The sequence below is a fragment of the Actinoplanes sp. NPDC051633 genome (assembly GCF_040681735.1).
Lineage (GTDB): Bacteria > Actinomycetota > Actinomycetes > Mycobacteriales > Micromonosporaceae > Actinoplanes.
The window spans coordinates 1-1,645 of record NZ_JBFAZH010001481.1; the positions used below are offsets into that span (position 1 = coordinate 1).

Sequence of the window (1,645 nt, forward strand, 5' to 3'; positions counted from 1 at the left end):
GCCCCGGCCGCCGCCGCCGACGCCACCGCCAGCTGCAACGCCGTCACCGCCAGGCTCGGCAGCGCGACGGTCGCCGCCGCATAGGTGCGCCCGTCCTGATCGCGAACCGCGGCACCCTCGACCGCGCCCACCCGCGCGCGCGAGCTGCGCGCCAGCGTCACCAGCTTCTGATCCTCGGCGCTCAACGCGGCGCCGGAGCTCGGTGGAACGTCAGGCATCCGCGTGCTGCCTCTCCTCGGTCTCGGACTGCGTCTCCTCGGTCGGCTCACCCGTCTCGACCCGGGTCACCAGCACCGAGTCGATCCGGTTCCGCCGGCCGGTGGTGCCCTCGGCGACCAGATGCAGCCCGTTCACGTCCACCGACGCCCCCGGGATCGGCACCCGGCCCAGCGTCTGCGCCAGCAGGCCGCCGACCGTCTCCACCTCGTCCGCCGGCAACTCGACCCCGAAGATCTCGCCCAGATCCTCGATCGGCAGCCGCGCGGTCACCCGCACCGAGCCGTCCTCCAGCGTCTCCACCGGCGGGCGCTCCACGTCGTACTCGTCGGTGATCTCCCCGACGATCTCCTCGAGAATGTCCTCGATGGTGACCAGGCCCGCCGTGCCGCCGTACTCGTCCACCACGATCACCAGGTGCGTCCGCGCCGCCTGCATCTCCGACAGCAGATCGTCCACCGGCTTGGACTCCGGCACGAACGTCGCCGGGCGCATCAGCTCGGCCACCGGCGCCGCGGTCGCCGCCGGATCACCGTTCTGGGTGGTCCGCACGACATCCTTCAGATACAGCACACCGAGGACGTCGTCGACGCTCTCCCCTATCACCGGGATGCGCGAGAAGCCCGACCGCAGGAAGAGGAAAAGGGCCTGCTGCAACGTTTTCGGCGACTCGATCCACACCATCTCGGTGCGTGGCACCATCACCTCACGGGCGATCGTGTCACCCAGCGCGAACACCGAGTGGATCATCTCGCGCTCGCCGTGCTCCACCACGCCGCGCTGCTCCGCCAGGTCGACCAGCTCCCGCAGCTCCACCTGGCTGCCGAACGGCCCCTCCGGGAACCCTTTACCGGGCGTCACCGCGTTGCCGATCAGGATCAGCAGCGAGGCCAGCGGGTTGAACACCCGGCCGATCCAGCGCACCAGCGGCGCCGTCGCCCGGCCCACCGCGTACGCGTGCTGCCGCCCCAGCGTCCGCGGCGCGACACCCACCACGACGAAACTGACCACCGTCATCGCACCCGCGGTCACCAGCGCGGCCTGCCAGCCCGCACCCCACGTGTCCACGGCCACCAGCGCCACCAGCGTGGTCGCGGTCAGCTCGCACAGCAGGCGCAGCAGAAGCAGCAGGTTGACGTGCCGCACCACGTCGCCGGCCACCGCGGCCAGCGCGGACGCGCCGCGTTTGCCCTCGCGGGCCATCTCGGCCGCCCGCGCCGAGGAGACGGTCGCCAGGGCGGCATCGGTCATCGAGGCGAGCCCGGCCATGAACACCAGGATCGCCGCGTAGATCAGCAGTTGCAGGTCGGGAAGGCCACCATCCATCAGGATCAGCCGGCCCGCCGTCCGGCTCGCCAGCTCTGCAGGAGCTTGGCCTGTAACGCGAACATCTCGCGCTCCTCCTCCGGCTCCGCATGGTCGTAGCCGA

The 1,645-nt window shown here is 71.4% G+C and carries 1 protein-coding gene and 2 pseudogenes; all 3 read right to left on the reverse strand.

Annotated features, from left to right (window positions below; translation table 11 throughout):
• Positions 1-218: pseudogene (locus AB0M20_RS42295) on the reverse strand (cytidine deaminase); the annotation flags it as partial.
• Positions 211-1,542, reverse strand: coding sequence for a hemolysin family protein (locus tag AB0M20_RS42300; RefSeq protein WP_364307037.1), 1,332 nt, complete (start codon positions 1,540-1,542; stop codon positions 211-213). The gene AB0M20_RS42300 and the pseudogene AB0M20_RS42295, both read right to left, overlap by 8 nt.
• Before the next feature lie 5 nt (positions 1,543-1,547).
• Positions 1,548-1,645: pseudogene (locus AB0M20_RS42305) on the reverse strand (rRNA maturation RNase YbeY); the annotation flags it as partial.